The organism is Arthrobacter sp. CMU6 (genome assembly GCF_059090205.1).
This window is the reverse complement of the sequence record NZ_JBNHFL010000024.1, coordinates 1-26,332: the sequence shown is the minus strand read 5'-3', so window position 1 is coordinate 26,332 and position 26,332 is coordinate 1. Positions and strand designations below refer to the sequence as shown.

Below are 26,332 nucleotides of genomic sequence, written 5' to 3'. Positions count from 1 at the left end.
CGGAAGTCCGAATATCTGGACAAAAACTCCTAGGTGGGGGCTCCCGAACTCCGATGCGGGAAGTCCCGGTAAACTTGATGACTGTGACTTCCCAAAACACCCCCGCCCCCAAGAACGCCCCAGAACCGCTCGACGCCAGCGAACAGATGCGCATCCGCATGGACAAGCGTGCCAAGCTGATCGAACGCGGGTCGGAGGCGTACCCGGTGGGTGTTGAGCGCACACATTCGCTCAGCGAGATCCGCGAAAAGTACGCCCACCTGCAGGCCGACGAGACCACCGGGGACGTCGTCGGCGTCACCGGACGCGTGGTGTTCGTCCGGAACACGGGCAAGCTGTGCTTCGCCACTCTGCAGGAAGGCGGCACGGACGGCAAGGGCACCCGGCTGCAGGCCATGCTCAGCCTGGCGAACGTGGGCGAAGAGGCCCTCGCGGACTGGAAGGCCCTGGTTGACCTGGGTGACCACGTCTTCATCAAGGGCGAAGTCATCTCCTCCCGCCGCGGGGAGCTTTCCGTCATGGCCGACTCCTGGTCCATGGCCTCCAAGGCGCTGCGCCCCCTGCCTGTGCTGCACGCCGAACTTAATGAGGAAACCCGCGTTCGCCAGCGCTACGTGGATCTGATGGTCCGCGACGAGGCCCGCGAAATGGTCTACACCCGCGCCGCCATCACCCGCTCGATCCGCGAGACTCTGTTCCGCCACGCCTACGTCGAGGTGGAGACGCCCATTCTGCAGCTGGTCCATGGCGGCGCCCTGGCCCGGCCGTTCGAAACGCACATGAACGCGTTCGACCAGAAGATGACGCTGCGCATCGCCACCGAGCTGTACCTCAAGCGCGCCGTGGTGGGCGGCATCGACCGTGTCTACGACATGGGCCGCGTGTTCCGAAACGAGGGCGTGGACTCGACCCACAGCCCGGAGTTCACCACGCTTGAGTGCTACGAGGCGTGGGCCGACCAGTTCGTGATGGCCGAGCGCATCAAGGAGATCATCCTGGACGCCGCGGACGCCGTGGGGGCCGGACGCACGCTGCATACCGAGGCCGGGGAGATCAACCTCGACGGCGACTGGGCCTGGGTGGCCGTGTACCCGGGACTTTCCGAAGCAGTGGGCCAGGAGATCACCCCGGACACCACACTCGAGGAACTGCGCGCCGTGGCCGAGAAGCACGACGTCAAGGTGGACCCCAAGTGGGACGCCGAGAAGCTGGCCGTGGAACTCTTCGGCGAAATCGTGGAACCCACCCTGCTTAACCCCACGTTTGTCTATGACTACCCGCCGTCCGCCCAGCCGCTGGCCCGCCCGCACCGCGAGGACGGCCGGCTGATCGAGGCCTGGGACCTGATCATCGGCGGCATGGAGCGGGGCACCGCCTTCTCCGAACTCATTGACCCGGTCATCCAGCGCGAACGCCTTACCGAACAGTCCATGCACGCAGCAGCCGGCGACGTCGAGGCCATGCAGCTGGACGAGGACTTCCTCCGCGCCCTGGAATACGGCGCACCGCCCATGGGCGGCATCGGCCTGGGCATCGACCGCCTGGTCATGCTCTTCACCGGCGCCGGCATCCGCGAAACCATTCTCTTCCCCCTGCTCAAGCCCGAAGGCCACTGATGATGGACTACGTCGCCGTACTGCTGCCGTCGCTGGTAGTTGGGTTGATTTTCTGGTTTGCCATGAAGTCGATCTTTAACGCGGACAAGGCAGAACGCCAGGCCGAAGCACGTGCGCAGGCCGAAGCTGACGCCCAGGCGGCAGCCGGCGACGATTCCACCGAGCCTCCGAGTAAATCAGACAAATAGCAGGCCACTTTTAATACCCCCGGTTATCCCCAAGGAACCATTGCGCGTTTTGACGCGTTGCCTTAATGGGAGAGATACTTCTGGTGGAAACATCCTGCTTTTCTGATTACACGTCCTTTCCAAAAGAGAGAATTTTGATGGCACAGAAAGTCAATATCGTCCTCGTGGACGATCTGGATGGGGGATCTGCGGACGAAACCGTTCGCTTCGGCCTGGATGGCGTCGGTTATGAAATTGACCTGTCCTCGGCCAATGCTTCAGAACTGCGGTCATCACTGGAACGTTTTGTTTCAGCCGGCCGCAAAACGTCCGGCGGCCGCCCTACCCGCGCCAAGGCACCGGGTGGACGCAGCCAGGACTCTGCCCAGATACGCCAGTGGGCGCGGGACCACGGTTACACCGTTAACGCGCGCGGCCGTATTCAGGCAGAAATCCAGGAAGCCTACCAAAAGGCCAATTCCTAGCCCGCGCCCTGACAACCAGTTAGTGCACAAAACGTTCTGAGCATATGTGCGGCGCCCCCGGTTGGCGGGGGCGCCGCGCTTTAACCGACCGTTGCCGCCCGCATTAATCAGAACCCGCGTTAATCAGAAGTGCCGCCAGGCGGTAATCTGGTGCGCCAGTCACCGGAATCCCGCAATGCCTCACGCAGGAATCATGCCCACGGCAAGCCGCCCGGTTTAACGCCAACGTTGTACAAGCTAATCCGCGGCCCTTTTGGAACAATCCGCGCCGGGTGATTTCCGGCACCCTGTCAAGGGAAACCGAAAATGCCCGCCGGGCAAGGACCGGATGCTATTCAAAGCCCTCTCCGGCATTGCGCCGGCGCGGCTGGTAGGCCAGCTGCGCGGACCTGTGCAAGACGCCCGGTTTCCCCTGTGGCGAACAAGCTCCCCAAGTCAGGGTTCCCCCACGTAGCATCAAAGTACGTCGTAGCTAGGAGTGTGGCGAAATGTTTGAGCGATTTACGGACCGTGCCCGTCGCGTAGTTGTGCTTGCCCAAGAAGAGGCACGCATGCTGAACCACAATTACATTGGTACCGAACACATCCTCTTGGGTCTGATCCACGAGGGTGAGGGCGTTGCCGCCAAAGCTCTTGAGTCCTTGAGCATTTCGCTCGACGGCGTCCGCGAGCAGGTGCAGGAGATCATCGGCCAGGGCCAGCAGGCGCCCTCCGGCCACATCCCCTTCACACCGCGTGCAAAGAAGGTGCTGGAGCTTTCGCTGCGCGAGGCCCTGCAGCTTGGCCACAACTACATCGGCACGGAGCACATCCTGCTGGGACTCATCCGCGAGGGTGAGGGTGTGGCGGCGCAGGTGCTGGTGAAGCTCGGTGCCGACCTCAACCGGGTCCGCCAGCAGGTCATCCAGCTGCTCTCGGGCTACCAGGGCAAGGAAACCACCGGTGCCGGCGTCGGCCAGAGCCAGGCAGAGGGTACCCCCGCCGGCTCGGTTGTGCTGGACCAGTTCGGCCGGAACCTGACCCAGGCTGCACGCGAGAACAAGCTGGACCCTGTGATCGGCCGCGAGCAGGAAATGGAACGCGTCATGCAGGTCCTTTCCCGCCGCACCAAGAACAACCCCGTGCTGATCGGCGAGCCCGGCGTCGGCAAGACCGCCGTCGTCGAGGGCCTCGCCCAGGCGATCGTGCGCGGCGACGTGCCGGAGACCATCAAGGACAAGCAGCTGTACACGCTGGACCTTGGCTCCCTGGTGGCCGGATCCCGCTACCGCGGTGACTTCGAAGAGCGACTGAAGAAGGTCCTCAAGGAAATCCGCACCCGCGGCGACATCATCCTCTTCATCGACGAGATCCACACCCTTGTGGGCGCCGGTGCGGCCGAAGGTGCCATCGACGCAGCCTCGATCCTGAAGCCCATGCTGGCCCGCGGCGAGCTGCAGACGATCGGTGCCACCACGCTGGATGAGTACCGCAAGCACATTGAGAAGGATGCCGCCCTCGAGCGCCGCTTCCAGCCCATCCAGGTCAAGGAGCCCTCGGTTGCGCACGCGATCGAGATCCTCAAGGGCCTGCGGGACCGTTACGAGGCGCACCACCGCGTCACCATCACCGACGGCGCCCTCGCCTCGGCCGCGAACCTTTCCGAGCGCTACATTTCGGACCGGTTCCTGCCGGACAAGGCGATCGACCTCATCGACGAAGCCGGTGCCCGGCTCCGCATCCGCCGCATGACCGCTCCGCCGGAGCTCAAGGAGATGGACGAGCGCATCTCCGAGCTGAAGATGGAGAAGGAGTCCGCGATCGACGCGCAGGACTTCGAAGGAGCTGCCGCGCTGCGTGACAAGGAGCAGAAGCTCATCACCGAGCGCTCCGAGAAGGAACGCCACTGGAAGACCGGCGGCATGGACGACATCTCCGAGGTGGACGAGGACCTGATCGCCGAAGTTCTCGCCAACTCGACGGGCATCCCGGTCTTCAAGCTGACGGAGGAAGAATCCTCGCGCCTGCTGAAGATGGAAGACGAACTGCACAAGCGCGTCGTCGGCCAGGACGAAGCCATCAAGGCACTGTCCCAGGCCATCCGCCGCACGCGTGCCGGCCTGAAGGACCCGAAGCGTCCGGGCGGCTCGTTCATCTTCGCCGGCCCCACCGGCGTCGGCAAGACCGAGCTCGCCAAGGCCCTCGCGGAGTTCCTGTTCGGCGAAGAGGATGCCCTCATCACGCTGGACATGTCCGAATACTCCGAGAAGCACACGGTGTCGCGTCTCTTCGGTGCCCCTCCGGGCTACGTCGGCTACGAAGAGGGCGGGCAGCTGACCGAGAAGGTCCGCCGCCGTCCGTTCTCCGTGGTCCTGTTCGACGAAGTGGAGAAGGCCCACGCGGACCTCTTTAACTCGCTGCTGCAGATCCTGGAAGACGGCCGCCTGACCGACTCCCAGGGCCGCGTGGTGGACTTCAAGAACACCGTGATTATCATGACCACGAACCTCGGAACCCGGGACATCTCCAAGAGCGTCGCCACCGGTTTCCAGTCCGGCACGGACACCCAGACCGGCTACAACCGGATGCGCGCCCGGGTCACGGAGGAGCTCAAGCAGCACTTCCGCCCCGAGTTCCTCAACCGTGTTGACGACGTCGTGGTGTTCCCGCAGCTGACACAGGACGAGATCATCGAGATCGTGGACCTGTTCGTGACCCGCCTGGAGAAGCGGCTCAAGGACAAGGACATGGGCATCGAGCTGACCAAGGCAGCCAAGGTGCTTCTGGCCACCCGCGGCTACGATCCCGCCATGGGTGCCCGGCCGCTGCGCCGCACCATCCAGCGCGAGATCGAGGACCAGCTCTCCGAGAAGATCCTCTTCGGCGAGCTGCACCCCGGCGACATCGTGGTGGTGGATGTGGACGGCGAAGGCGACGACGCGAAGTTCACCTTCGCCGGCAACGCCAAGCCGCGCATCCCGGAAATCGCCCCGAGCGCCTAGTTCCGGCCGCCTGGGTTCCAGGCGCCCGGTTGCCAACCGCACTCCAGCGCCAAGAGGCCCCGCCAGTCCCCGAAAGGGGGCAGGCGGGGCTTCCTGCGTTGGGACGGCAGCCGGACAGTTCTGAAAGTACTGTTTCACTAGTAGTGAACCCTTCTGTGATCCAGGGCACAGGAGGTGTTGAATCAGCACATGTCTTCTGAAGATGCAGAGATCCTGCGTAAGCAACCGGCGACCCCCTTCCACGACCTCGACCACTACCTGGCGATCCCGCGCGTCAGTGGCCTGGCCCTTAGTCCCGACGGCCGGCGGCTGGTGACCACGGTGGCCACGCTCAACAGCAAGGGCACCGAATACGGCACGGCGCTGTGGGAGCTGGACCCGGCGGGCGGGAAGCAGGCCCGCAGGATCACCCGCAGTGCCAAGGGCGAAGCTGGTGCCGCGTTCGCGGCCAACGGCGACGTCTACTTCACGTCCGCCCGGCCGGATCCGGACAAGGAGGCCGACGGCGATCCCGTCAGTGCGCTCTGGGTGCTCCCCGCAGATGGCGGCGAGGCCCGCGTGGTCCTGTCCCGGGCCGGCGGCGTGGACAAGGTCATGACGGCCCGGGACGCAAACGCGGCCTTCGTCACCGCCTCTGTCCTCGCCGGCTCCAGCGACGAGGAGGACGACGCCCAGCGCCGCAAGAGCCGCAAGGAGAACAAGGTGGCGGCCATCCTGCACAGCGAATATCCGGTCCGCTACTGGGACGCTGATCTCGGTCCGGCCCAGCCCCGGCTCTTCGCAGTTGAGCCGGGACCCGAGCAGGAACCCGGCAAACCCGCCACCGTGGACGCCGCCGCGCCCCTCACCCTGCGCAACCTCACCCCGGAGGCAGGGCCCCGCCTCCGGGAGGCCGTTTCGGTGGTCAGCCCGGACGGCAAAACCCTCTACACCAGCATCGTGAAGCCGCTGCCCAGGGCCGACCTGCGGTCCGTCCTGGCCGCCGTCGACGTTGCCACGGGAACCCTCCGGATCCTCCTCGACGCAGAGGGCATGAACTACTTCCCGGGGCCGGTCAGCCCGGACGGCGCCACCCTCGCCGTCCTCAGTGAAAGCGACACAACCCCGCAGCAGGCCCCGCAGGTGAAGCTGCACCTTCTCGACGTGTCCGGGGAGGCCAGCCGGGAAGACCTGCAGCCCCTGGCGCATGACTGGGACCGGTGGGCCCACCCCGAGGCGTGGCTCCCAGACGGCTCCGCCCTCCTGGTCACGGCGGACGACGACGGCGCGTCGCCCGTTTTCAGCGTCAGTGTTGCCCCGGGTGCCGCCCGGGGGAGCATCACCCGGGTGACGCCAGACGCGGCGGCCTACACCGACGTCGTCGTTTCACCCGACGGACGCAGCGCCTACGCGCTTCGAAGCTCGTACGAGTTCCCCGCCGAACCGGTCCGGATCGACCTCGTCACCGGGGACGTGGCCCGGCTGCCGTCCCCGGCGGAACGGCCGCAAACGGAAGGGTCGCTGGAGCGGGTGGAGACGACGGCGGCCGACGGCTCGCGCGTGCCCGCTTACCTGGCCCTGCCCGCCGGTGCCTCCGCCGAGAGCCCTGCGCCGCTGCTGCTGTGGATCCACGGCGGCCCGCTGGGATCCTGGAATGCCTGGACCTGGCGCTGGAACCCCTGGCTGCTCACCGCCCGGGGCTACGCTGTCCTGCTTCCGGATCCCGCTTTGTCTACAGGTTACGGCCAGGAGTACATCCAGCGGGGCTGGGGCGGCTGGGGCAAGGCACCCTATACGGACCTCATGGCCATCACGGATTCGGTGGTGCAGCGGCCGGACATCGACGAAACCCGCACGGCGGCGATGGGCGGGTCCTTCGGGGGCTACATGGCCAACTGGGTGGCCGGGCAGACGGACCGTTTCAAGGCGATTGTCACCCATGCCAGCCTGTGGGCGCTGGACCAGTTCGGGCCCACCACCGACGCGTCGCAGTACTGGCTCAAGGAGATGACGGCCGAAATGGCGCTGGAGAACTCCCCGCACCTGCACGTCGAGAAGATCCGGACGCCCATGCTGGTGATCCACGGCGACAAGGACTACCGGGTGCCCATCGGGGAAGGTCTGCGGCTTTGGTACGAGCTGCTGTCCAAGTCGCAGCTCGCCACCGACGGGAACGGGCAGACCAGCCACCGGTTCCTCTTCTACCCTGACGAGAACCACTGGATCCTGCAGCCGCAGCACGCCAAGGTCTGGTACGGCGTGGTTGAACACTTCCTGGCCAGGAACGTCCTCGGCAATGACATCGGGCTGCCGGCTGACCTGGGCCTCTAGAAGGCCGTAATGGCGCTCCCCGTAAGATGGGGCTGTGACTGACTCCTTCACTGTTCGCCCTGCCCGGACCAGCGATGTGGCTGCCATCAAGAAACTGGTGGCGCCCCTGGCGGAAGAGCGAATACTGATGGCCAAGGAGACGGTGGCCTACTACGAGAGCCTGCAGGAGTTCCTGATTGCCGAGTCGGCGGCCGGTGAGGTCATCGGCTGCGGCGCCCTGCACGTCATGTGGGAGGACCTTGCGGAAGTCCGTACCCTTGCGGCCTCGGATGCGTGGCGTGGCAAGGGCGTGGGACACGTCCTTGTCGAGAGCCTCCTGAAGCAGGCTGAGGCGCTGGGCGTGGCGCGCGTGTTCTGCCTGACCTTCGAGGTGGACTTCTTCAAGCGGCACGGCTTCGAGGTGATGGCGGACCAGTCGGCCGTGGACCCGCAGGTGTACTCCGAACTGCTGCGCTCCCATGACGAAGGCGTGGCGGAGTTCCTTGATCTCGCGCGCGTGAAGCCCAACACGCTGGGCAACACGCGGATGATCAAGGCTCTCTAGAGCCCGCCCCCACCTTCTCGGGCCGATCTTCTCGGGGCTGGCTTCCGGTTCCGGCTGCCCGTCCGGGTAGATGCCGCGGGGCTCGGACCGCTGGCCGCGCCGCCAGTCAGGCGGCTGCAGTTTGGGCAGGACCTTGGCGACGGCCAATGCGGCGTACATCACCGTGTTCACCGCCACGAAGGCCGCCATGACGCGGAACCAGTCAGTGAAAAGCAGTGCCTCCGGCAGAACCACTCCCGCGCGCACTGTTGCTGCGATCATGCGCCACCAGCCTTTGCCAGATGCTTCCAGCTGGCCTCCCGGCCCACCGACATGTCAATGATGCCCTTCACGTAGACCACGTTGAGGAACATGTCGAACACGAGTTCCGGGACGACGGTCAGGGCCAGGAGGCGCGCCCGCCAGCCTCCGCGCCAGACGGTGACCATCCGCTCAAAGGAGAAGAGCAGGCCGAGCCCCAGCCAGAAGGGAAACCAGATCCACGTGTCCAGCGCGAGTACCGTCAGGAGAATCAGCAGCAGGTAGGAACTCAGGGCGATCACGCCGTAACCGAGACCGAACTGCTGGGCCCAGTACCGCGCGGTGGGCGGGGTCAGGCCGTAGGCGCCCAGGTTCTCCAGGGCACCCCGCTGCCACCTCAGGCGCTGGGCCCAGAGAGTCCGCCACGTCGGCATGAGTTCGGTGACCACCGCGCACTCCGACGGGGAGACCATGAGGCCGCCCAATGACTTCAGTGCGATGGTCAGCTCGTTGTCTTCGGTGAGGGCCCAGGTGTCGTAGACGTCCCCTGCTACGCCGGGCAGTGCCGTGCCGCGGTTCTCCGCCACAGCCCGCAGCGCCGCCGGACGGAACACCGAGGCGGTTCCCGTCAGCACGAAGACCCGGCCCCGCCGGCGCCTCATGTCCCGCGCGTACCTGATGTATTCGTTGCGCTGGAACTGGCCGAGCAGCCCGTGGCCCTGCTCGCCGTAGAAGAGCCCGCCGACGGCCATGAGGGCCCTGTCCCGCGTGAAATATTCGACGGCGCAGGCCAGGAACCCGTCGTCGAGCAAAGTATCGGCGTCCATCACCATGACCAGATCATTGTCGCCCTGCCCGGGTAGCACTTGCCTTAGCGCCTGGTTCAGGGCGCCGGCCTTCTTCTGGCTGTTGCGCACCGTCTCCAAAACCTCGACGCCGGCCGCGCGCGCAATCTCCGCTGTCGCATCGGTGCAGTTGTCCGCCACCACGATGATCCGCTGCGGCGGGCGTGACTGGGCGAGAAGCGACGCAAGCGTGGAGGGCAGTGATGCCGCTTCGTTGTGCGCCGGAATGAGGACAGTGAGAGTGACCGGCCCGGCGTAAACGCCCCTGGTCTTCGCCATCACGATGCGGGGAGCCAGCGGCTGGGCCGGGTTTGCCGACCGCCGCGCTTTCGTGGAGATATACCGGTCGGCCAGTGCGATTCCGGCGATGAGGAGGGAGGCGACGGCGATCGCCGTCGCCAGCAGCCACGGCGCCGGGGCTTCGGCCACGTAGAGCACACCCCAGGTCCCCAGCAGCCTGCCCCTGCTCGGGGCGGCGACCGCCGGCGGCACAGTCGCCGTCACGGCCAGCCACAACAGTGCGGCTGTGCCGGTCGCCGCCAGCGCGATGATTGCCCCGGCGGTCTTTTGTAGGGTGCGTGGCGGTTTTATGGCTACTCCATTCGGTGGATCGACGCGGTCCTTCGATCTGACCCGGGTGATCTTTCCAGGGCCGTCTCGGTTTTGACGCGGGAACAGATCAAGATCCGCTCAAAGTCGCGGCGTCATTATCCTTGGGGTTTATCAATTTGCTGGATAAACTATCGGGGGACCGGAAGGGACAGCATTGGGGGCTGTCCCTTCCGCCGTTCCCGGTGAAATCGTTCGCCGCGGAGAAGCAGCGCGGGCGGCCCGAACTTCCCCGCAGCCGGTGCCGGTAGTAGGGTCAGAGCACATCCTGACCGATGTCAATGAAGCACCGAGAGCCCAGGAGCCGGCCGTGAAAAAGCTCATCAATGACCCCCGCGCAGTAGTCGATGAATCCGTGGAAGGCTTTGGACTGGCCCACGCGGATCTCGTGACCGTCAGTGCCGACCCGAAGTACGTCACCCGCAAGGATGCCCCCGTTGCCGGCAAGGTGGGCCTGGTGTCCGGCGGTGGCAGCGGGCATGAACCGCTCCATGCCGGCTTTGTGGGGCGGGGCATGCTCGACGCCGCTGTGCCCGGCGCCGTTTTTACGTCGCCGACCCCCGACCAGATCATCCCCGCCACGCTCGCCGTGAACTCCGGCGCCGGCGTGGTCCACATCGTCAAGAATTACACCGGCGACGTCCTGAACTTTGAGACGGCGGCGGAGATGGCCCAGGCGGAGGGCGTGGAAGTCCGTACCGTGCTTGTCAACGACGACGTCGCAGTGGAGGATTCGCTGTACACGGCCGGACGCAGGGGAGTGGGGGGCACGGTCCTGGTGGAGAAGATCGCCGGTGCCGCAGCAGAGCGTGGCGACGGCCTCGACGCGGTGGCGGCCATCGGCGACCGCGTCAACCAGAATGTGCGGACCATGGGCGTTGCGCTCTCGGCCTGCACAGTGCCCCACGCCGGTTCCCCGAGCTTTGACCTCGAGGACAACGAGATCGAAATCGGCATCGGGATCCACGGCGAGCCGGGCCGGCACAGGATCGCGATGGAAGGTGCCGACGGCATCACCAACCGCCTGCTGGAACCGATTCTCAGCGACCTCGGAACGGCGCCGGGGGAGAAGGTGTTGCTGTTCGTGAACGGCATGGGCGGAACGCCGCTGAGCGAGCTGTACATCGTCTACCGCCGGGCCGCCCAGATCCTGGCTGAGCGGGGCGTCACGGTGGAGCGTTCCCTGGTGGGGAACTACATCACCTCCCTTGAGATGCAGGGCTGCTCCGTCTCCGTGCTGCGGCTTGACGACGAGATGACGGCCCTCTGGGATGCGCCCGTGCACACGCCCGCCATGCGCTGGGGGGTGTAACAGTGGGGCTGGACGTGAACTGGGCCGTTAAATGGCTGACGCTGTCTGCCCAGGCGATGGCGGAACATCGGGTGGAGCTCATTGAGCTGGACAGGGCCATCGGCGATTCGGACCACGGTGAGAACATGGACCGCGGTTTCCAGGCGGTGCTCGACAAGCTGGCCGAAACCCCTCCCGAAACCCCCGGCGCAGCGCTCAAGCTGACGGCCATGGCACTGATGTCGAAGGTTGGCGGGGCTGCCGGTCCGCTCTACGGAACGGCATTTCTGCGGGCAGCCACCACGCTGGGGGACGCAGCGAATGTGGACGCGGCGGCGCTCGCGGCAGCCCTCACGGCGGCGCGGGACGGCATTGTGGCCCGCGGAAAGGCGGAGCCGGGCGACAAGACGATGGTTGATGCCTGGACCCCGGCCGCTGACGCAGCCGCGGCAGCCGCGGCCAACGGCGACACGCTGGCAGTGCTCATCGCCGCTGCCGAGGCTGCCGAGGCCGGCGCCGTGGCGACGGATCCGCTGGTGGCGCGCAAGGGCAGGGCCAGCTACCTCGGGGAGCGAAGCGCGGGACACCGGGATCCCGGGGCGGCCTCAAGTGCCCTCATTCTTCGCGCCGCTGCGGGAGCCGCCGCATGACGGTGCGGATCGTGGTGGTTTCGCACAGCGACAAGATTGCCGAAGGCGCCGTGGAACTCGCGGCCCAGATGGCGCCGGACGTGATGCTGGTTCCGGCCGGCGGAACGTCTGACGGCCGGATCGGCACCAGCATGGAAAAGGTGCTGGCGGCCCTGGAAACGGCTGCCGGCGCCGACGGCGTCGTGGTGCTGACCGATCTGGGGTCAGCAGTGATGACGGCCGAGTCAGCCATGGAGTTCGCGGAGGGCAGCGCCCCGGTGCTGCTCGCAGACGCCCCGATTGTGGAGGGGCTCGTGGCGGCGGCGGTGGCGGCCCAGGGCGGTGCCAGCGTCCACGCTGTCCGGCGTGCCGCAGAGGCCACGCACGGCTATCCCGCATCCCGTCCCAGGGCCGAGGACCACCTCGCCGCAAGCAGCGTGACTGCAGGCAACCAGGCCGCGTACAGTCCGGCGGCGGGGGAGCCGGCAGCTTCGGCCACCCCGGATGCCAGCGGCGATTTCGAGCTCGTCAACCTTGCAGGCATGCATGCCAGGCCGGCCGCCAAAATAGCCGGCGGGCTGTCGGCGCTGGATGCGGAGGTAACCGTGAACGGAGTGGACGGCGCCTCCATGACCGGGCTGATGACGCTGGCTGCCGGCAAGGGATCGGTGCTCCACGTGGAGGCGTACGGCCCCGACGCCGAGCGGGCCGTGGCATATGTGGCGGGGCTGGTCAGGAACGGTTTCGGGGAACCTTGAGCAGGTTGGTGCCGGGCTACCTGTCCTGACTTAGGCCCGCCGCATCCAGCACCACCGCAGCGGAGACAAACCTTCCGCACTGCTCGCCAAACGGGTAGCTGGCCCGGGGCTCGAAGCGCAGCGTGCGTGTGGGCAGCGGCTTGCCGTTAATGTAGGATCCGCTCGCGGTGACGTCGATTGGGGAGTCGCCAAGGGTGTCCAGTTCCAGCAGTCCGCGCTGGGTGCCGTCCGGCCTGGACGTTGCCGAACACACGCCGTCGGGCCTGGAATCATCAGCACAGCCCAGGTCAACCGGGACGGAGCCCGGCACGAGGTCGATGGTGTCTTCTTTGCACCTGCCGTCCTGGCAGGCCTGCAGGTGCAGCGTTTTCACCTGGGGCGAGTAGCTGGCCGCCACAGTGACGGCCACTCCGGACACCTGGCCGACCGCCGGGCACACCGTCTCGAAAGCATGGCAGCCCGAGATAAGTGCCGTCGTCGTGATTGTGGCCAAAAGTACCCCTGTCTTGCCCATACTTCAGGTTAAGTCCGCCTTCCGGCGGCAGAACCGGCCGGCGCAAACTGGCGCCTTCATCGTTACCCGGGAAGCAGCAGTGGGGGCCAAATTGAGACCAAATCCCCGGCGACGGAGCCGGGGCACATCCGTGCCCGCGGCTGTCAGGCGGGCAGCCGGTAGCCGCCCTGGTGGAGCTCAGCCAGGCCGTCCTCCAGCAGGCCCGCCAGTGCCCGTTCCAGCTGTTCCGGCGCGCAGTTCAGGCGGTGCAGGGCGGCCAGCGGCACGCCGATGCCGGCGGCTTCGAACCCGAGGTCGGCCGGGGCCTGCTGGAACATCTCCGCCGGTACCGGCGCGTCCGCTACCCGGAGCACGGCCATCACGCCGCCGCGGACCTGGCGGTCTGTGCCGTGCCATGCCTGGCCCTTGGGCGTGTACGACGGCGGCGGCTCGCCGGCTGCGAGCCAGGCGCACCGGTCGCGAACCGGGCAGGCCGGGCACTTGGGCGCCCGGGCGGTACACACCAGCGCCCCCAGCTCCATGACCGAGGCGTTCCAGCGGACGGAGCTGCCGGCATCGGAGGGCAGCAGCTGCGCGGCAAGCCGCATCTCCGCGGCCGTCAGGGCGGGGGCGGGCAGGGCCGCTCCCGAAAAGAGCCGCGCGTGGACGCGGCGGATGTTGGTGTCCACCACCGTCTCGCGCCGGCCATAGGCAAAGGCGGCCACTGCTGCCGCGGTGTAGCTGCCCACCCCCGGCAGGCCGAGCAACTCGGTGTACTCCGACGGGACCCGGCCGCCGTGGTCGCTTTCGATGGCGACCGCCGCACTGTGCAGCCGAAGGGCGCGCCGCGGATAGCCGAGCCGGCCCCAGGCGCGGACTGCCTCCCCCGCGGGTTCGCGGGCCAGCGCGGCAGGCTCCGGCCACCGGCGCAGCCACTCTTCCCAGACAGGCAGCACCCGCACTACGGGGGTCTGCTGCAGCATGATCTCACTGACCAGCACGCCCCAGGGCGGGCAGTCGGGCGCGCGCCACGGCAAGTCCCGGCCCTCGGCGTCGAACCAGCAGTCCAGCGAGGAGTGGATGCCGGCCAGGTCCGCTGCAGCGCCCCCGGGGATGGCGGGCGGGGCAGGGTTGGGCACTGCGGGGCTGGGCGTGACGGGGTAAGCGGTTGTGGTTTTGATGCCAACACTCTAGTTGAAAACCCCGACGCCGGTTCCCGCCGTGCCGTCAGCTGGCCTCCTGCTCCGCGGGAGGCAGTCCCTCCCGCCGCGCGGGCAGCCGCCGCACGTGGCCGTGCAGGGTTTCCCCGCCGCGGCCGTTGGGCGCCGGAACCGCAAGAGCCACCACGAAGCTGGCACTGTTCGGGTCCCCGGAGCGTATGGTCAGGCTGCGCGTTCCTTCCGGTATTGAGGGCGCAAAGAACTGCAGCTGACGAGTGCCGACGGTGGCCACCTCGTCCAGCCTGTACTCTGTGCCAAAGTGGTCATGGACAACGATTGCGGGGGTTTGCGGCTCGTCTTCATTGACTGATGCGAGATGCAGGTTCACCACTATGCCGGTGTCCCAGATCTCAACCGCAAGCACCGTGAACTCGGTCCCCTGGCTCTGATGTTTGCCAAACGTCAGCGGCAGCAGGACGCGTTCGAGGTGACCGCCAGAAACGTGATCTACCATCAATCGTCCTCTCCAACTCGGCCCGGTAAGTGGTAACCGGGATTCAATTTTAGTAAGTGTGCTGACAGTTGTCACCCGAATTTTAGTCACGAATTGGACATGGTGGGGCGGCGGCGGCGTGGTGTGGCCGCAGAAAGCCGGCCGTTCCTTAGCCTAGAAGGATGGGCAGGCAAGACACTCCGAACTTCGGCGCGGGCCGGAACGGGTCGCCGAAATCGGCGGCGGAGAAAGCGGCGGCAAAGAAAGCCGGGGCACGGAACAGTGCGGCGGGGAACAACACCTCGCCGAAAAACACGGCGCCCCGCGCCGGCCGCAAGCCGGGCCCCGCCGTGTACCGCCGCCGTCGGCTCTTTGCCGGAGTGGCGCTGCTGCTGGTCCTGGGCCTGATCGCCGGCGGCGTCACAACACTCACCAGCCTCCTTGGTGGCGCCCAGCAGGCCTCTTCCGCCCAGGATTCTTCGACGCAGGGCACCGGCGCCCCGCAGCCGGGGACCACGCCGTCGGCCAGCCCCTCGGCAACCCCGTCCGCTTCGCCCACCTGCGACCAGAAGCTGGTGACCGTCAAGGCAACCACTAACAAGACGTCCTACGCCGCGGACGAAAAGCCGCTGCTGAGCCTGACTGTCACCAACGGCGGAAAGCTGCCGTGCAAGGTGAACATCGGAACGTCGCAGATGGACTTCCTGGTCACCAGCGGCTCGGACCGTGTATTCTCCTCCGCCGACTGCCAAGCCGCCAGCACTGACCTGGTCAAGACAATCGCCCCCGGCAAGAGCGAAACAGCGAACTTCCCCTGGCCGCGCAACCGTTCAGTGCAGGGCTGCGAGAAGGTCCCGGACGGCGCGGTTGCAGGCAGCGGGTACTACGTGTTCATAGCGAAGCTTGGCGCCAAGGTCAGCCCGCCGACGGTCTTCCAGCTCAGTTGATGGGCCTTGCGGAACCCCAGAGCTAGAGGAGCGCGGGGCCGGCTTAACCGCGGGTTTAGAGGAACGCGGGGTTAGAGGAAGCGGTCCAGCAGGCTGGCTTCGGCCATCCGGCTGAGGCCCTCCCGGACCGTGCGGGCACGCTGGTCGCCGATGCCGTCCACGGTCATCAGGTCGTCAATGGTGGCAGCCATGAGGTGCTGCAGCCCGCCAAAGTGGTCCACCAGCCTGTCCGCGACGGCCTTCGGCACGGCCTTGAGCCCCGAGAGAAGCCGGTAGCCCCGCGGCTGGACCACGGCGTCGAGTGTGTCCACGCCGCCGGCAAACCCGATGATCCCGGCAATCTTGCTGAGGTCGATCAGTTCTGTGGGGCCGAGGTTGAGGAGGGCGCTGACCGCGCCATCGATGTCCTCAGGGGATGCATTCGGCCCGGCGTAGTCGCGGATGATGATGTCGCTGCCCGGGCCGCGGCCCACGGTGAGCTCGTCCAGCTGCAGGGACAGGAGCCTGCCGTCCTCGCCCAGCTCCAGCACATACTGTGAAATCTCCTCGGAGATCCGCCGCACCATCTCCTGGCGCTGCAGGGTCACTGCCACATCGCGTACCGTCACCATGGCCTCGATCTCCAGGGCGGAGAGCGAGCTTGTCACCTGGTCCAGGCGGGAACGGTAACGTTCCAGCGTGGCCAAGGCCTGGTTGGCGCGGGCCAGGACCTTTTCCGAGCCCTCGAGCACGTGCCGCAGCCCGTTGACGTACAGGGCGATGATCTGCATGGACTGGCTGACCGAGATCACGGGGACGCCGGTCTGGATGGCGACGCGTTCGGCCGTCCGGTGCCGGGTGCCGGATTCCTGGGTTTCGATGCTGGGGTCCGGCACGAGCTGGACGGCGGCCCGGAGGATGTTGCCGGCGTCCCTGTCGCAGATGATGGCGCCGTCCATCTTGGCCAGTTCGCGGAGCCGGGTGGGGGAGAAGTCGATGCCGATGTCGAAGCCGCCCGAACAGATTGAGTCGATGGTCCGGTCCGAGCCCAGTACGATCAGCGCGCCGGTGCGTCCGCGGAGAATGCGTTCCAGGCCGTCCCGCAACGCGGTTCCCGGGGCCACCCTCCCCAAAGTCGCTTTGAGCGATTCTTCAGGGCTGCGAGCCATAGATATTCCCTTCAAAGGTGCAGGCGGGGCCTGCAGGTTTGCCGGTTTTCAGCAGTCCGCCGGCAGGATCAAAAGTACTCGGTTTCCCGCACGCACCATCCTAGAGGTAGATTACCCCAGCAACCGCACGGGCAAGCCTCAAAGTGCCCCGTTGGAGGCCTGCGGAACAGGCATCCGGAGTGGGTTCGACGGCGGCTGGCCAAGGGGCACTTTAGGCCCGCTTTCGGTGCGGATTCCGCCCCTGCGATAAACTTGAAGCCTTGGCTGGCAGGTTTCGCCGCCACATTTTCCAACCATGATCCCCCGCGGATCGCAGTGAAAGTAGCACCGTGTCCCAAGAAGTGCAGAGCCCCGCCCGAGTGCACGAGATCCACAAGCAGGCCTCCCGGCGCCGGACGTTCGCCGTCATCTCCCACCCGGACGCCGGCAAGTCCACGCTCACCGAGGCCCTGGCCCTGCACGCAAAGGTGATCGGCACCGCGGGCGCTTCCAGCGGCAAGGCCAACCGCAAGGAGACGGTCTCGGACTGGATGCAGATGGAGAAGGACCGCGGTATTTCCATCAGTTCCGCTGCCCTGCAGTTCTCCTACCGGGACACCGTCATCAACCTGCTGGACACCCCCGGCCACGCCGACTTCTCCGAGGACACCTACCGGGTTCTCGCGGCCGTCGACTGCGCCGTGATGCTCGTAGACGCGGCCAAGGGCCTCGAGACGCAGACCATGAAGCTGTTCGAGGTCTGCAAGCAGCGCAACCTCCCCATCATCACGGTCATCAACAAGTGGGACCGCCCTGGCCTGGACGCGCTGGCCCTCATGGACGAGATTACCGAGCGCACCGGGCTGCAGCCCATGCCCCTGACCTGGGCCGTGGGCATCTCCGGTGATTTCCGCGGTGTCTGGGACCTGCGGAACGACAGGTTCGCCCGCTTCCAGCGGAACAACGCCGGCGCCAGCATCGCACTCACCGAATACTTCACCCCCGAAGAGGCCGCCGAAAGCCAGGGCGACGACTGGACCAACGCAGTCGATGAGGCGGGCCTGGTCATCGAGTCCAACCTCGCCTTCGACGTTGAGAGCTTCCACGCCGGCAAGGCCACCCCCATCCTGTTCAGCTCCGCGGCGCTGAACTTCGGCGTCAAGGAACTCCTTGACGCCCTGGTGGACTTCGCCCCGCCAGCCGCGCCCCGGCCGGACATCGAGGGCACCCCGCGTCCCGTCGAATCGCCGTTCTCCGGCTTCGTCTTCAAGGTCCAGGCGGGCATGAACAAGGCACACCGCGACCACGTCGCCTTCATCCGCGTCTGCTCCGGCGTGTTCGAGCGCGGCATGGTGGTTACCCAGACCCGGACCGGCAAGTCCTTCGCCACGAAGTACGCGCAGCAGGTTTTCGGCCGCGAACGCGAGGTCATCGACGAAGCATATCCGGGCGACGTAGTGGGCCTGGTCAACGCGTCCTCGCTGCGCGTGGGTGACAGCCTGTTCCTTGAGGAAGCCGTGGAGTTCCCGGCCATTCCGCTGTTCGCCCCCGAGCACTTCCAGGTTGCCCGCTCCAAGGACCCCAGCCGCTTCAAGCAGTTCCGCCGCGGCATCGAGCAGCTCGAGCACGAGGGCGTCATCCAGGTGCTGCGCTCCGACGTCCGCGGTGACCAGGCGCCGGTGCTTGCCGCCGTCGGTCCGATGCAGTTCGAAGTGGTGGAGGACCGCATGGCACACGACTTCAGCGCGCCCATGCGCCTGGAACGCCTCCCGTACTCCATGGCCAGGATCTCGACGGCGGATGCCATGCCTGCCCTGGCGAACGTCCCTGGCGCCGAGGTGCTGCTGCGGTCCGACGGCGAATACCTGGCCCTCTTCAACGACGTCTGGGCCCTGCGCCGCATCGAGAAGAACCATCCCGACCTCACGCTGGTGCCCATCGGGACGCACAACCCCGCAAAGTAGCCGCGCCAACACGGAGCTCCGGCTCCCGGGCGGTCTCCCCAACCAACAAAGCAAGGTATCGCCGTGTCCACAAACCAGCCGTCTGCAGCAACACCTGCTACCGGTTCCCCCAGCGTCGTCGTGACCGGCATGGGTTCCATGAACCCGCTCGGGGCCACAGTGGCCGAGACCTGGGAAGCGATGCTGGCCGGCCGCTCGGGCATCGCGGCGCTGCAGGACGGCTGGGCTGAAGCGCTGCCGGTGCGCATCGCCGGCCGGGTCACCGCCGACCTTGGCGACTTCCTTGGCACCCGTGAGCTGAAACGGATGGACCGCTGCGGGCAGTTGGCGCTCGTTGCCTCCCGCGAGGCCTGGGAGCAGGCGGGGAAGCCGGACGTCGAACCGGAACGGTTCGCCGTCGTGATCGGCTCGGCCTACGGCGGCATGGACACCGTCCTCGCGCAGGTCAGGGAGCTGGACAACGGCGGCCCGCGCAAGGTTTCCCCGCACACCCTGACCCGGCTCATGGTTAACGGGCCGTCCGCATGGGTTTCCATCGATCTCGGTGCCAAGGGCGGAGCGCGCACCCCCGTCAGCGCCTGTGCGTCCGGGGCCGAGGCAATTGCCCAAGGCGCCGACATGATCAGGTCCGGGGCGGCCGACGTCGTAATTGCCGGCGGTGTTGACGCCTCCGTCAACGACCTGATCATCAGCGGTTTTTCCCAGATCCGGGCCCTTTCCACGCGAAATGACGATCCGGAGCGGGCCTCACGGCCCTTCGACCGGGACCGCGACGGGTTCGTCCTGTCCGAGGGAGCGGGGATCGTGGTGCTGGAGAGCGAGGAGCACGCACGTGCCCGGGGCGCGGAAGTGCTGGGCGGCGTTGCCGGGGCAGCCGTGACCTCGGACGCGAACGACATCGTGGCAGCCGATCCGGACATGCAGGTGCGGGTCATGGAGAAGGCCCTGGCCTCCGCCGGCCTCCACGGAACTGACATCGGCTTCGTGCACGCGCACGCCACCTCGACGCCCGTGGGAGACCGGCTGGAGGCGCAGGCCATCAGGTCCATTGCCGGTGACCAGGTCCCGGTGACCTCCACGAAGTCCCTCACCGGACACCTGCTCGGCGGAGCGGGCGCGCTCGCCGCCATCGCCACGCTGCAGGCACTCCGGACCGGCGACCTGCCTGGCACCTACAACGTGGCTGCCCTTGATCCCGCGGTGGACCTCAACGTCATCACCGGTACCGTCAGCGGCAGCACCGCGACTGCGGCACTCGTCAATGCCTTCGGGTTCGGCGGGCACAGCGCGGCGCTCGTGGTCACCCGCCCCTGACGCTAACGCTTCCTGGTCCGCACCAGGGCCGCCGTCCCGGCGGCCAGGCCGAGCAGGCCTGCGCCCAGCCCGGCGATGCCGAACGTGTTGTCTGGCGCGGCGGCCGTGGTGGTGCTTGACGATGCCCCCGCGGTGTCCGCACTTGCCGTGTCCGCGGCGGGTGCTGCCGATGCAGCCGGTGCCGCATGCGAATGTTCGTCTGCTGCAGCGGTGGTGACGAAGGAGGGAACCGGGTGCTCCGGCTCGGCCTGGCCGGCAGTTTCGGGCTGGTTCCAGTTCACCACCGTTCCGTCGGAGTAGGTCTGTGCCGCAGGCAGGGCCACAGTGGTCCCGGCTTCCGGAAGCCTGCCGACGGAGATGGAGAACGTCTGGTACTCATGCTGCCCGAGCTGGTGGGCCGCATCGGCGGTCCAGGTGACCGTGGCGGCGGCCTTGGTGATCTTGGCCCCTTCCACGGTGACGGGAGCGGGGAGGGCCGCCTCGGTGATCTTCGCCGTCCAGCCGTCCATGGGCTTGACCGAAACGGAGGTGAACGGCGTCGCCGTCGGCAGCGTGACGGTGACCTTCGTGGTCTTGGCGGTTTCGGACTCGTTGGGAACCCTGAAGGTCAGCTGCGAGAAGCCGCCGGCCGAGGTTGAGGCCGGGTCCACGTGGACGTGGGCGGAAGCTGAGCCGATGCCGAGGACCATGAGGCCGGCCGCTGCTGAGAAGACAGCGGCGGTTTTCAGGGCAGGGGACTTCACAGCACGGGTGTTTAGGGTGGTCATGACAGAGCCTTTCGCGGGTGCTGCCGCGCGCGAACCGGGGGCAGCGGGGTGATGGATGGGCAGGCAACTCCCCGGCACCCGTTTCGCAGGCTGGCCAGCCATGCGCAGGAAAGTTACGCAATGGTGCGCGGGAGGTCCGCCCGCGGCGGACCGCGAAGAGTGTCGTGCCGCAGGTTGCGCCGGTGGGCTGCGACGAAAACTGTTGGCCATGCCAGGGGACGGTGGGTGGCGGGCGTGAACCCGGCGGGCCGGGGGAGCCGCATCAGCGGCCGGAGCCACGCCAGGAGCTGCCACAGTGCGGCCTCGCCGCTGCGCATCAGCCAGGCGGTGGCCAGCGTGGCGAGGACATGGCCTGCCAGCATAGCGGGTGAATTGGAGCCATCATCCATGGGCATGGTTTCCATTGCTGCCGTGCAGCTCAGGCCTGCATGCCCGTCGTGCGTTAATCCGCCGGCCAGCGGCGGCAACCTTCCGGGCAACTGGGCCGCGGTCAACCCGGCGAGCGGCAACCGGGGCAGGCAGGAAGCTCCGGGGGAGAAGGCTATGAAGGCGGCGTGCAGGGCGAGCTGGCCGGCGCCGAGCATACCGAACAGGACAGCGAACGACAGTTGCCGCCGCGCGAGCCAGGCGGCCGGGCCCATCAGGAACGCAGCTGTCACGGCAAGTGTCACGGTGTCCGGAAGCTGCCCGCCACCCAGTACGTGGCCAGCCACGGCCAGGGAGACCGCCAGGGAAGCGATCAAGGCTGCGCGGAAGAGAGGCAGGGGACCTCGGAGATCCATCGGTGCCTCCCTCCACCAGGCCCGGGGCTGCTGTGACACCCCGACCGTAAACACGGCAGCGTGGGAAAACCTTGGGCACTGCCGCGGTTTGTTGCAGCTCTGGGCGGCCCGGAATGGTGGTGTGGAAGCTCGAACACGTGGCAGCGCCAGGGGCTGCCCGTAGAATTGCGGTGACTCCCGCTCAGCCGATCTTGTGGAAAGGACCGCTGATGATGCCCCGTGCCTCGTTCCGGCTTTTCCGCACCGGTCTGATCGGTTCCCTCGTTATAGGGTTTGCCGCCGGCGGGCACCTTGCGGGCGGTGGCCAGCTTCCCTCGGCTGCCATTCTGGCGGCGCTGTTCGCCGTGACGCTGGTTCCCGTCGCCGCGCTGACACGGTTCCGGCTCTCCTTCCCCGCCTTGGTCGGTCTGCTCGGTGCCGGCCAGTTCTGGCTGCACTGGGCCCTCGATGCGCTGGGCGGCCCGGGTGCTGCCGCACCGGCGGCCACTGTCCTGATGCCTGGCCATGCCGGTCATGCGGGGGGAGCGCTGCAACCGGCATTCCTAAGCCCCACGGCCGCCGAAAACACCCATTCCGCTGCGTCCGACGGCGTCATGTTCGTTGCCCACGCCGTTGCCACCCTGTGCACCGCCGTCCTGCTGGCCCGCGGGGAACGGGTGCTGGCAACATTGGCCTCGTGGCTGCAGCCGCTTTTCCGCCGGCACGAGTCGGTAGTCAGTCTTCCCGCCCGTGTCCCCGCGCCTTTTCCGGCTCCGGCCGTCCTCCCGCGCACACGCGCCGGCGTGCGCCTGCCAACCCGGCGCGGGCCGCCCGTGCCTTTGGCCGCCTAGCCGGGTTCCTTGCAGAACGGACCGTTCCATGACGAACGGTTCCGCTTTTCAGGCAGGGCCCGACGGCGGCGTGCAGCTACCTGCCCGTGCCGCCTTGAGCGCGCACCGGTCCCTGAGTGATTTTCTGTGAAAGGCATTACCCCGTGAAAACCTCCATTCGCCGTACCCTCAAGACCGCAGCAGCCGCCTCCCTGACGGCAGGATTCCTCGCCGCCGGTGCCGCCGCCGCGTCCGCCCACGTCACTGTCGACCCCTCCGCCACCGCTGAAGGCGGCTTCACCAAGCTGACGTTCAGCGTTCCAAACGAATCCGAGACGGCCAAGACCAACCGGTTGGAGGTCAAGCTGCCTACCGACACTCCGCTCACCTCGGTCTCCGTTAAGCCGATGGACGGCTGGAAGGCGCAGGTAGTCACCGGCACCCTGCCCAAGCCCGTGGAGGTTGCAGGCGCAACAGTCACCAAGGCGCCGACCAGCGTGATCTGGACCGCGGACGCCGCCCACCAGATCGGGCAGAACGAATTCCAGACCTTCACGCTGTCCGTCGGCCGGCTCCCGGCCGCCGGCACCAGGCTGATGCTGCCCGCGGCTCAGGGCTACACGGATGGAACCACCGTCAATTGGGCGGACGCAGCCGAGGCTGACCACGGGCACGCGTCCGCAACTTCCTCGGCCTCGAGGTCATCCGCACCGGCCGCTGAAGCGGAGGAACACCGCCCGGCACCGTCGTTCGTCGTCACGGCGGCAGAGACAGCTGAGGGGTCTGCAACCGCGACGCCGGAGGCCGCACCGGCTGGTTCGGCAACGCAGGCCGGCGCTTCCAACGGCAGCCAGGCCGCGGGCTGGATCGGGCTCGTGGCAGGTCTCCTTGGCCTCGCCGCGGGCGCCACGGCACTGGCCCGCACGCGGGCGGCCAGGAAGTAGCCCAGGAGCGGCTCCCAACAGCAGTGGCCCGAACCGTCACCCTGGAAGAAGGGACGGTGCGGGCCACTTTTGCTGAGGGCTCATCCCTGCTCAGGGCTTGGTGATGAGCAGTTCCAGGACCTCGGTCAGGTGGCCCACTTCCTTCACGGAAAAGCCCGGCGGAACCGGGCCGGGACCGGTGGGGCTGGAGGGAACCACCGCGTGCGTGAAACCCAGCCGGTGCGCCTCATGGATGCGCTGGTTGATTCCTGGGACGGGGCGCACCTCGCCGGCCAGGCCCACTTCGCCGAAGGCGATCAGGCGTTGCGGCAGGGGTTTCTTGTGCTTCGCGGACGCCACTGCCAGCGCCACCGCGAGGTCGGTGGCGGGTTCGCTGAGCTTCACGCCGCCCACTGTGGCCACGTAGGAGTCGTCCTTCTGCAGCTGGCATCCGGCACGCTGCTGCAGCACTGCCAGGAGCATGGCCACCCGGGAACTGTCCAGGCCGCTGGTTGCCCGGCGGGGCTGTGAGTTCTGGGTGTCGGCGAGCAGGGACTGCACCTCGGCCAGCAGCGGCCTGCGGCCCTCCATGGTGACGGTGATGCAGGTGCCCGATACCGGTTCCTTGGTGCGGGTAACGAACAGTCCGCTGGGATCGGCGAGGCCAAGGATGCCGTCCTCGGTGAGGTCGAAGCAGCCCACGTCGTCGGTGGGCCCGTAGCGGTTTTTGACTGCCCGCAGCAGGCGGAGGCGGGAGTGGCGCTCGCCCTCGAACTGGCATACAACGTCCACCAGGTGCTCCAGCAGGCGGGGCCCGGCGATGGAGCCGTCCTTGGTCACATGCCCCACCAGCAGCGTGGTCATGTTCCTGCGCTTGGCTGCCGAAATGATGGAGGCCGCCACCTCGCGGACCTGGGAGACGCCGCCGGAACTGCCCTCCACGTCCGCGCTGCTGAGCGTCTGCACGGAGTCGACCACCAGCAGCTTCGGTTCCACCTTCTCCACCTGGCCCAGCGCCTGGCCGAGGTCGGTCTCCGCGGACAGGTACAGGGTGTCCGCAATCGCGCTGATCCGCTCTGCCCGCAGCTTCACCTGGGCCGCCGATTCCTCACCGGTCACATACAGGACGCTCTGCCCGGTCCGGGCGAACTTGGCGGCGACGTCCAGCAGCAGCGTGGACTTTCCTACTCCGGGCTCGCCAGCGAGCAGGATGACGGCGCCGGGCACCACGCCGCCGCCGAGCACCCGGTCCAGTTCGTCCACCCCGGTGGGCAGGTACGCAGCGGCTGTGGCGTCAACCTCGGCAATGCGGCGGGCTGGCTCCAGAACTGTAGTGGCCGCCGTCGTACGCGCCACCGCCGTGCCGGTTTCCTCAACGGTGCCCCACGCCTGGCACTCACCGCACCGGCCCACCCACTTGACCGTGGTCCAGCCGCATTCCGCGCACTTATAGCCCGGCGCCTTGGAAACGCGGGAAGTCTTTGTAGCCATTGCTCCACACTAACCGGGGGCTGTGACATTCCCCGACCGCACCCTAACCTCGCACGCTCGGCCAGGGAACCCTGCGGCCGTGGGCCCACGCAAGCGGGATGCCTACAGCGGGGGCAGGAGGTCGCGCGCCTCGCGGGAATCGATGCCGCTGGCTTCCAGCAGGTCCACCATAAGCGGCCGGAACAGCATCACCACGGTCTCGCCCTCCAGCTTCTGGACCTTCAGCATCCTGGGGTGCAGCCGCCCGGCGATGTCGCCCAGATCCTGCCTGGCGCTGCGCAGGTGGGCATTGCGGGCGCCTTCCTGCACTTCGGCGAGGCCCAGCGAGAGCTCATCCACGGCCGCCGCTGTTTCCTGCAGGACCTCGGCGATGTTCTCAGTGGCTTCGTCGGACAGGGCGGCGTGGTTGATGGAACTGGTGAGCCGGCGGGCAAAGACGCGGCTGTTGCGCAGGGCAAGGTCGATGTACTCGAGCGACTGCTCCAGCCGGTCCAGCTCGTCCCGGTGCCTGCGGTAGGCGGGCGCCAGCGTGGCCACCTCCCCGGATGCCCGCAGCGAGTGCCGCATGGCGTCCACCAGCGGCTGGCTGTTCCGGCCCCTAACCAGGGCATGCCAGGCCCGGGTGGAGTCGCTGTCCACCAGGGCCGCGGCGCATTCCCGCAGCACCTCCGCCAGTTCATGGAGCAGTTTCTGGACGTCCTTGCGCGGTTCCCGGCGGGGATCCTTGGGCGCCAGGACGGTGACCAGCAGCGCCACCACGCCGCCCACCACGGCGTCGATGCTGCGGGTGAAGGGGCCGCCGGCAGGCGCCGGCAGCAGCACCACCAGCAACGACTGCAGAGCCAGCTGCGTGGTGAAGATGTTGCCGCTGTCCAGGAATCGGGCCAGCAGGATGGAGATCAAAAGCACGACGGCGGCCTGCCAGATCCCGGCACCGAGCCAGTGGACCAGCAGGTCGCCCACGGCAATGCCGATGGTGCAGCCCAGGCCCACCTCCATCACCCTGCGCATGCGCAGATCGCGGGAGAAACCGAGGGCGATCAGGGCGGACGTGGCAGCGAACAGCGGTCCGGTATGGCCCAGGACGTACTCGGCAAAGGCGTAGGCTCCGACGGCGCCGAAGGTCATCTGGATCGCGGGCACCAGCGAATTCCGGCTCCGGACCATCCCTGTCCTGATCCGGCCGCGTAGGAAGCGTCTGCTGGCGGAGAGTCCGGTCTGGGGCATGGCTTCAGTCTATTGCCGGAGCCCGCGCGGACCGGGAACCCAACGCCGCGGTGACAGGGCTCCCGTGAGCCGCGGTCCGGTGGTCAAACAGCAGGGGCCGCCGTCGCGGTTGCGGCGGCGGCCCCTGTTGTTGTGGTGGTTTGGTTAGCCGTTGATGATTTGCGGTACGCCGAGGTGTTTGAGGCCTTCGACGCCGAATTCGAGGCCGTAGCCGGATTGTTTGGCGCCGCCGAAGGGGATGCGGGGGTCTACGGCGCCGTGTCTGTTGATCCAGACGGTGCCGGCCTGGATGCGGTTGGCCACCTCGCGGGCGGCGGGGAGGTTGGGGGACCAGACGGAGGCGCCGAGTCCGACGTCGAG

General features: G+C 67.4%; 24 protein-coding genes. 14 read left to right on the top strand and 10 right to left on the bottom strand.

The features are described 5' to 3' along the window. Positions 1 to 77 precede the first annotated feature (77 nt). The 6 genes from lysS to AC5RWD_RS16570 all read left to right on the top strand — a co-directional run bounded on the left by lysS (position 78) and on the right by AC5RWD_RS16570 (position 8,103). Positions 78 to 1,616 carry a lysine--tRNA ligase gene (gene lysS / locus AC5RWD_RS16595; RefSeq protein ID WP_494021064.1) on the top strand — a complete coding sequence of 513 codons (1,539 nt, stop codon included), beginning with the start codon at positions 78 to 80 and terminating at the stop codon, positions 1,614 to 1,616. A 2-nt stretch (positions 1,617 to 1,618) separates the two neighbouring features. Next, a complete protein-coding gene (locus tag AC5RWD_RS16590; RefSeq protein ID WP_494021063.1) occupies positions 1,619 to 1,804 on the top strand; it encodes a hypothetical protein in 186 nt (61 codons plus the stop codon). Positions 1,805 to 1,941: 137 nt separating this feature from the next. After that, positions 1,942 to 2,268: a histone-like nucleoid-structuring protein Lsr2 gene (locus tag AC5RWD_RS16585; protein ID WP_307099115.1), complete on the top strand. Its 327-nt coding sequence runs from the start codon at positions 1,942 to 1,944 to the stop codon at positions 2,266 to 2,268. Between the two features lie 488 nt (positions 2,269 to 2,756). After that, positions 2,757 to 5,249 (top strand): ATP-dependent Clp protease ATP-binding subunit, encoded by a 2,493-nt coding sequence (locus AC5RWD_RS16580; RefSeq protein WP_331570872.1) that lies wholly within the window; start codon positions 2,757 to 2,759, stop codon positions 5,247 to 5,249. Positions 5,250 to 5,438: 189 nt separating this feature from the next. Next, positions 5,439 to 7,559 carry a prolyl oligopeptidase family serine peptidase gene (locus AC5RWD_RS16575; RefSeq protein ID WP_494021062.1) on the top strand — a complete coding sequence of 707 codons (2,121 nt, stop codon included), beginning with the start codon at positions 5,439 to 5,441 and terminating at the stop codon, positions 7,557 to 7,559. 34 nt (positions 7,560 to 7,593) lie between these two features. Beyond that, positions 7,594 to 8,103: an amino-acid N-acetyltransferase gene (locus tag AC5RWD_RS16570; RefSeq protein ID WP_003799763.1), complete on the top strand. Its 510-nt coding sequence runs from the start codon at positions 7,594 to 7,596 to the stop codon at positions 8,101 to 8,103. 257 nt (positions 8,104 to 8,360) lie between these two features. Here AC5RWD_RS16570 and AC5RWD_RS16565 read toward each other — a convergent pair whose 3' ends face one another. Next, complete coding sequence (locus tag AC5RWD_RS16565) at positions 8,361 to 9,692, bottom strand: glycosyltransferase family 2 protein (RefSeq protein WP_494021061.1); 1,332 nt, start codon at positions 9,690 to 9,692, stop codon at positions 8,361 to 8,363. A gap of 415 nt (positions 9,693 to 10,107) precedes the next feature. Here AC5RWD_RS16565 and dhaK point away from each other — a divergent pair, with 415 nt between their 5' ends. Genes dhaK through dhaM form a run of 3 tightly spaced genes read left to right on the top strand, consistent with a single transcriptional unit; the run spans position 10,108 to position 12,475 of the window. Then, entirely contained in the window at positions 10,108 to 11,109 is a 1,002-nt protein-coding gene (gene dhaK / locus AC5RWD_RS16560) for a dihydroxyacetone kinase subunit DhaK (protein WP_494021060.1), read from the top strand. A gap of 2 nt (positions 11,110 to 11,111) precedes the next feature. Next, complete coding sequence (dhaL, locus tag AC5RWD_RS16555; protein WP_494021059.1) at positions 11,112 to 11,738, top strand: dihydroxyacetone kinase subunit DhaL; 627 nt, start codon at positions 11,112 to 11,114, stop codon at positions 11,736 to 11,738. Then, a complete protein-coding gene (gene dhaM / locus AC5RWD_RS16550) occupies positions 11,735 to 12,475 on the top strand; it encodes a dihydroxyacetone kinase phosphoryl donor subunit DhaM (protein ID WP_494021058.1) in 741 nt (246 codons plus the stop codon). The genes dhaL and dhaM overlap by 4 nt, the downstream gene beginning before the upstream one ends. Positions 12,476 to 12,491: 16 nt before the next feature. Here dhaM and AC5RWD_RS16545 read toward each other — a convergent pair whose 3' ends face one another. The 3 genes from AC5RWD_RS16545 to AC5RWD_RS16535 all read right to left on the bottom strand — a co-directional run bounded on the left by AC5RWD_RS16545 (position 12,492) and on the right by AC5RWD_RS16535 (position 14,642). Then, the gene (locus tag AC5RWD_RS16545; protein WP_494021057.1) at positions 12,492 to 12,968 is read right to left on the bottom strand and encodes a hypothetical protein; all 477 of its coding nucleotides are present in this window, start codon (positions 12,966 to 12,968) and stop codon (positions 12,492 to 12,494) included. Between the two features lie 164 nt (positions 12,969 to 13,132). Further along, a complete protein-coding gene (locus tag AC5RWD_RS16540; RefSeq protein WP_494021110.1) occupies positions 13,133 to 13,969 on the bottom strand; it encodes an HhH-GPD family protein in 837 nt (278 codons plus the stop codon). Between the two features lie 226 nt (positions 13,970 to 14,195). Further along, positions 14,196 to 14,642, bottom strand: a complete 447-nt coding sequence (locus tag AC5RWD_RS16535; RefSeq protein WP_494021056.1) for a hypothetical protein — start codon at positions 14,640 to 14,642, stop codon at positions 14,196 to 14,198. A 161-nt stretch (positions 14,643 to 14,803) separates the two neighbouring features. Here AC5RWD_RS16535 and AC5RWD_RS16530 point away from each other — a divergent pair, with 161 nt between their 5' ends. Continuing rightward, on the top strand, positions 14,804 to 15,568 hold the full coding sequence (locus AC5RWD_RS16530) for a hypothetical protein (protein ID WP_494021055.1): 765 nt from the start codon (positions 14,804 to 14,806) through the stop codon (positions 15,566 to 15,568). A 71-nt stretch (positions 15,569 to 15,639) separates the two neighbouring features. On the opposite strand, the gene disA is transcribed toward AC5RWD_RS16530, so the two are convergent. Next, positions 15,640 to 16,716, bottom strand: coding sequence for a DNA integrity scanning diadenylate cyclase DisA (disA, locus tag AC5RWD_RS16525; RefSeq protein WP_306920444.1), 1,077 nt, complete (start codon positions 16,714 to 16,716; stop codon positions 15,640 to 15,642). Between the two features lie 329 nt (positions 16,717 to 17,045). Between disA and AC5RWD_RS16520 the strand changes: the two genes are divergently transcribed. Both AC5RWD_RS16520 and AC5RWD_RS16515 read left to right on the top strand, forming a co-directional pair. After that, positions 17,046 to 18,659 carry a peptide chain release factor 3 gene (locus AC5RWD_RS16520; RefSeq protein WP_494021054.1) on the top strand — a complete coding sequence of 538 codons (1,614 nt, stop codon included), beginning with the start codon at positions 17,046 to 17,048 and terminating at the stop codon, positions 18,657 to 18,659. Between the two features lie 129 nt (positions 18,660 to 18,788). Beyond that, positions 18,789 to 19,973, top strand: a complete 1,185-nt coding sequence (locus AC5RWD_RS16515) for a beta-ketoacyl-[acyl-carrier-protein] synthase family protein (RefSeq protein ID WP_494021109.1) — start codon at positions 18,789 to 18,791, stop codon at positions 19,971 to 19,973. A gap of 2 nt (positions 19,974 to 19,975) precedes the next feature. Here the strand turns inward: AC5RWD_RS16515 and AC5RWD_RS16510 are convergent, their stop codons facing one another. Beyond that, positions 19,976 to 20,740 (bottom strand): YcnI family copper-binding membrane protein, encoded by a 765-nt coding sequence (locus AC5RWD_RS16510; RefSeq protein ID WP_494021053.1) that lies wholly within the window; start codon positions 20,738 to 20,740, stop codon positions 19,976 to 19,978. Between the two features lie 113 nt (positions 20,741 to 20,853). Next, positions 20,854 to 21,522, bottom strand: coding sequence for a hypothetical protein (locus AC5RWD_RS16505; protein ID WP_494021052.1), 669 nt, complete (start codon positions 21,520 to 21,522; stop codon positions 20,854 to 20,856). A gap of 209 nt (positions 21,523 to 21,731) precedes the next feature. Here AC5RWD_RS16505 and AC5RWD_RS16500 point away from each other — a divergent pair, with 209 nt between their 5' ends. Both AC5RWD_RS16500 and AC5RWD_RS16495 read left to right on the top strand, forming a co-directional pair. Beyond that, positions 21,732 to 22,352 carry a hypothetical protein gene (locus AC5RWD_RS16500; RefSeq protein WP_494021051.1) on the top strand — a complete coding sequence of 207 codons (621 nt, stop codon included), beginning with the start codon at positions 21,732 to 21,734 and terminating at the stop codon, positions 22,350 to 22,352. A 143-nt stretch (positions 22,353 to 22,495) separates the two neighbouring features. After that, the gene (locus tag AC5RWD_RS16495; protein ID WP_494021050.1) at positions 22,496 to 23,275 is read left to right on the top strand and encodes a YcnI family copper-binding membrane protein; all 780 of its coding nucleotides are present in this window, start codon (positions 22,496 to 22,498) and stop codon (positions 23,273 to 23,275) included. Between the two features lie 90 nt (positions 23,276 to 23,365). Here AC5RWD_RS16495 and radA read toward each other — a convergent pair whose 3' ends face one another. The 3 genes from radA to AC5RWD_RS16480 form a co-directional block, all read right to left on the bottom strand. Further along, the gene (radA, locus tag AC5RWD_RS16490; protein WP_494021049.1) at positions 23,366 to 24,745 is read right to left on the bottom strand and encodes a DNA repair protein RadA; all 1,380 of its coding nucleotides are present in this window, start codon (positions 24,743 to 24,745) and stop codon (positions 23,366 to 23,368) included. Between the two features lie 102 nt (positions 24,746 to 24,847). Continuing rightward, positions 24,848 to 25,972 (bottom strand): FUSC family protein, encoded by a 1,125-nt coding sequence (locus AC5RWD_RS16485; protein WP_494021048.1) that lies wholly within the window; start codon positions 25,970 to 25,972, stop codon positions 24,848 to 24,850. Positions 25,973 to 26,116: 144 nt separating this feature from the next. Continuing rightward, the coding region (locus tag AC5RWD_RS16480; protein WP_494021047.1) for an aldehyde dehydrogenase family protein at positions 26,117 to 26,332 on the bottom strand (216 nt) is incomplete at its 5' end.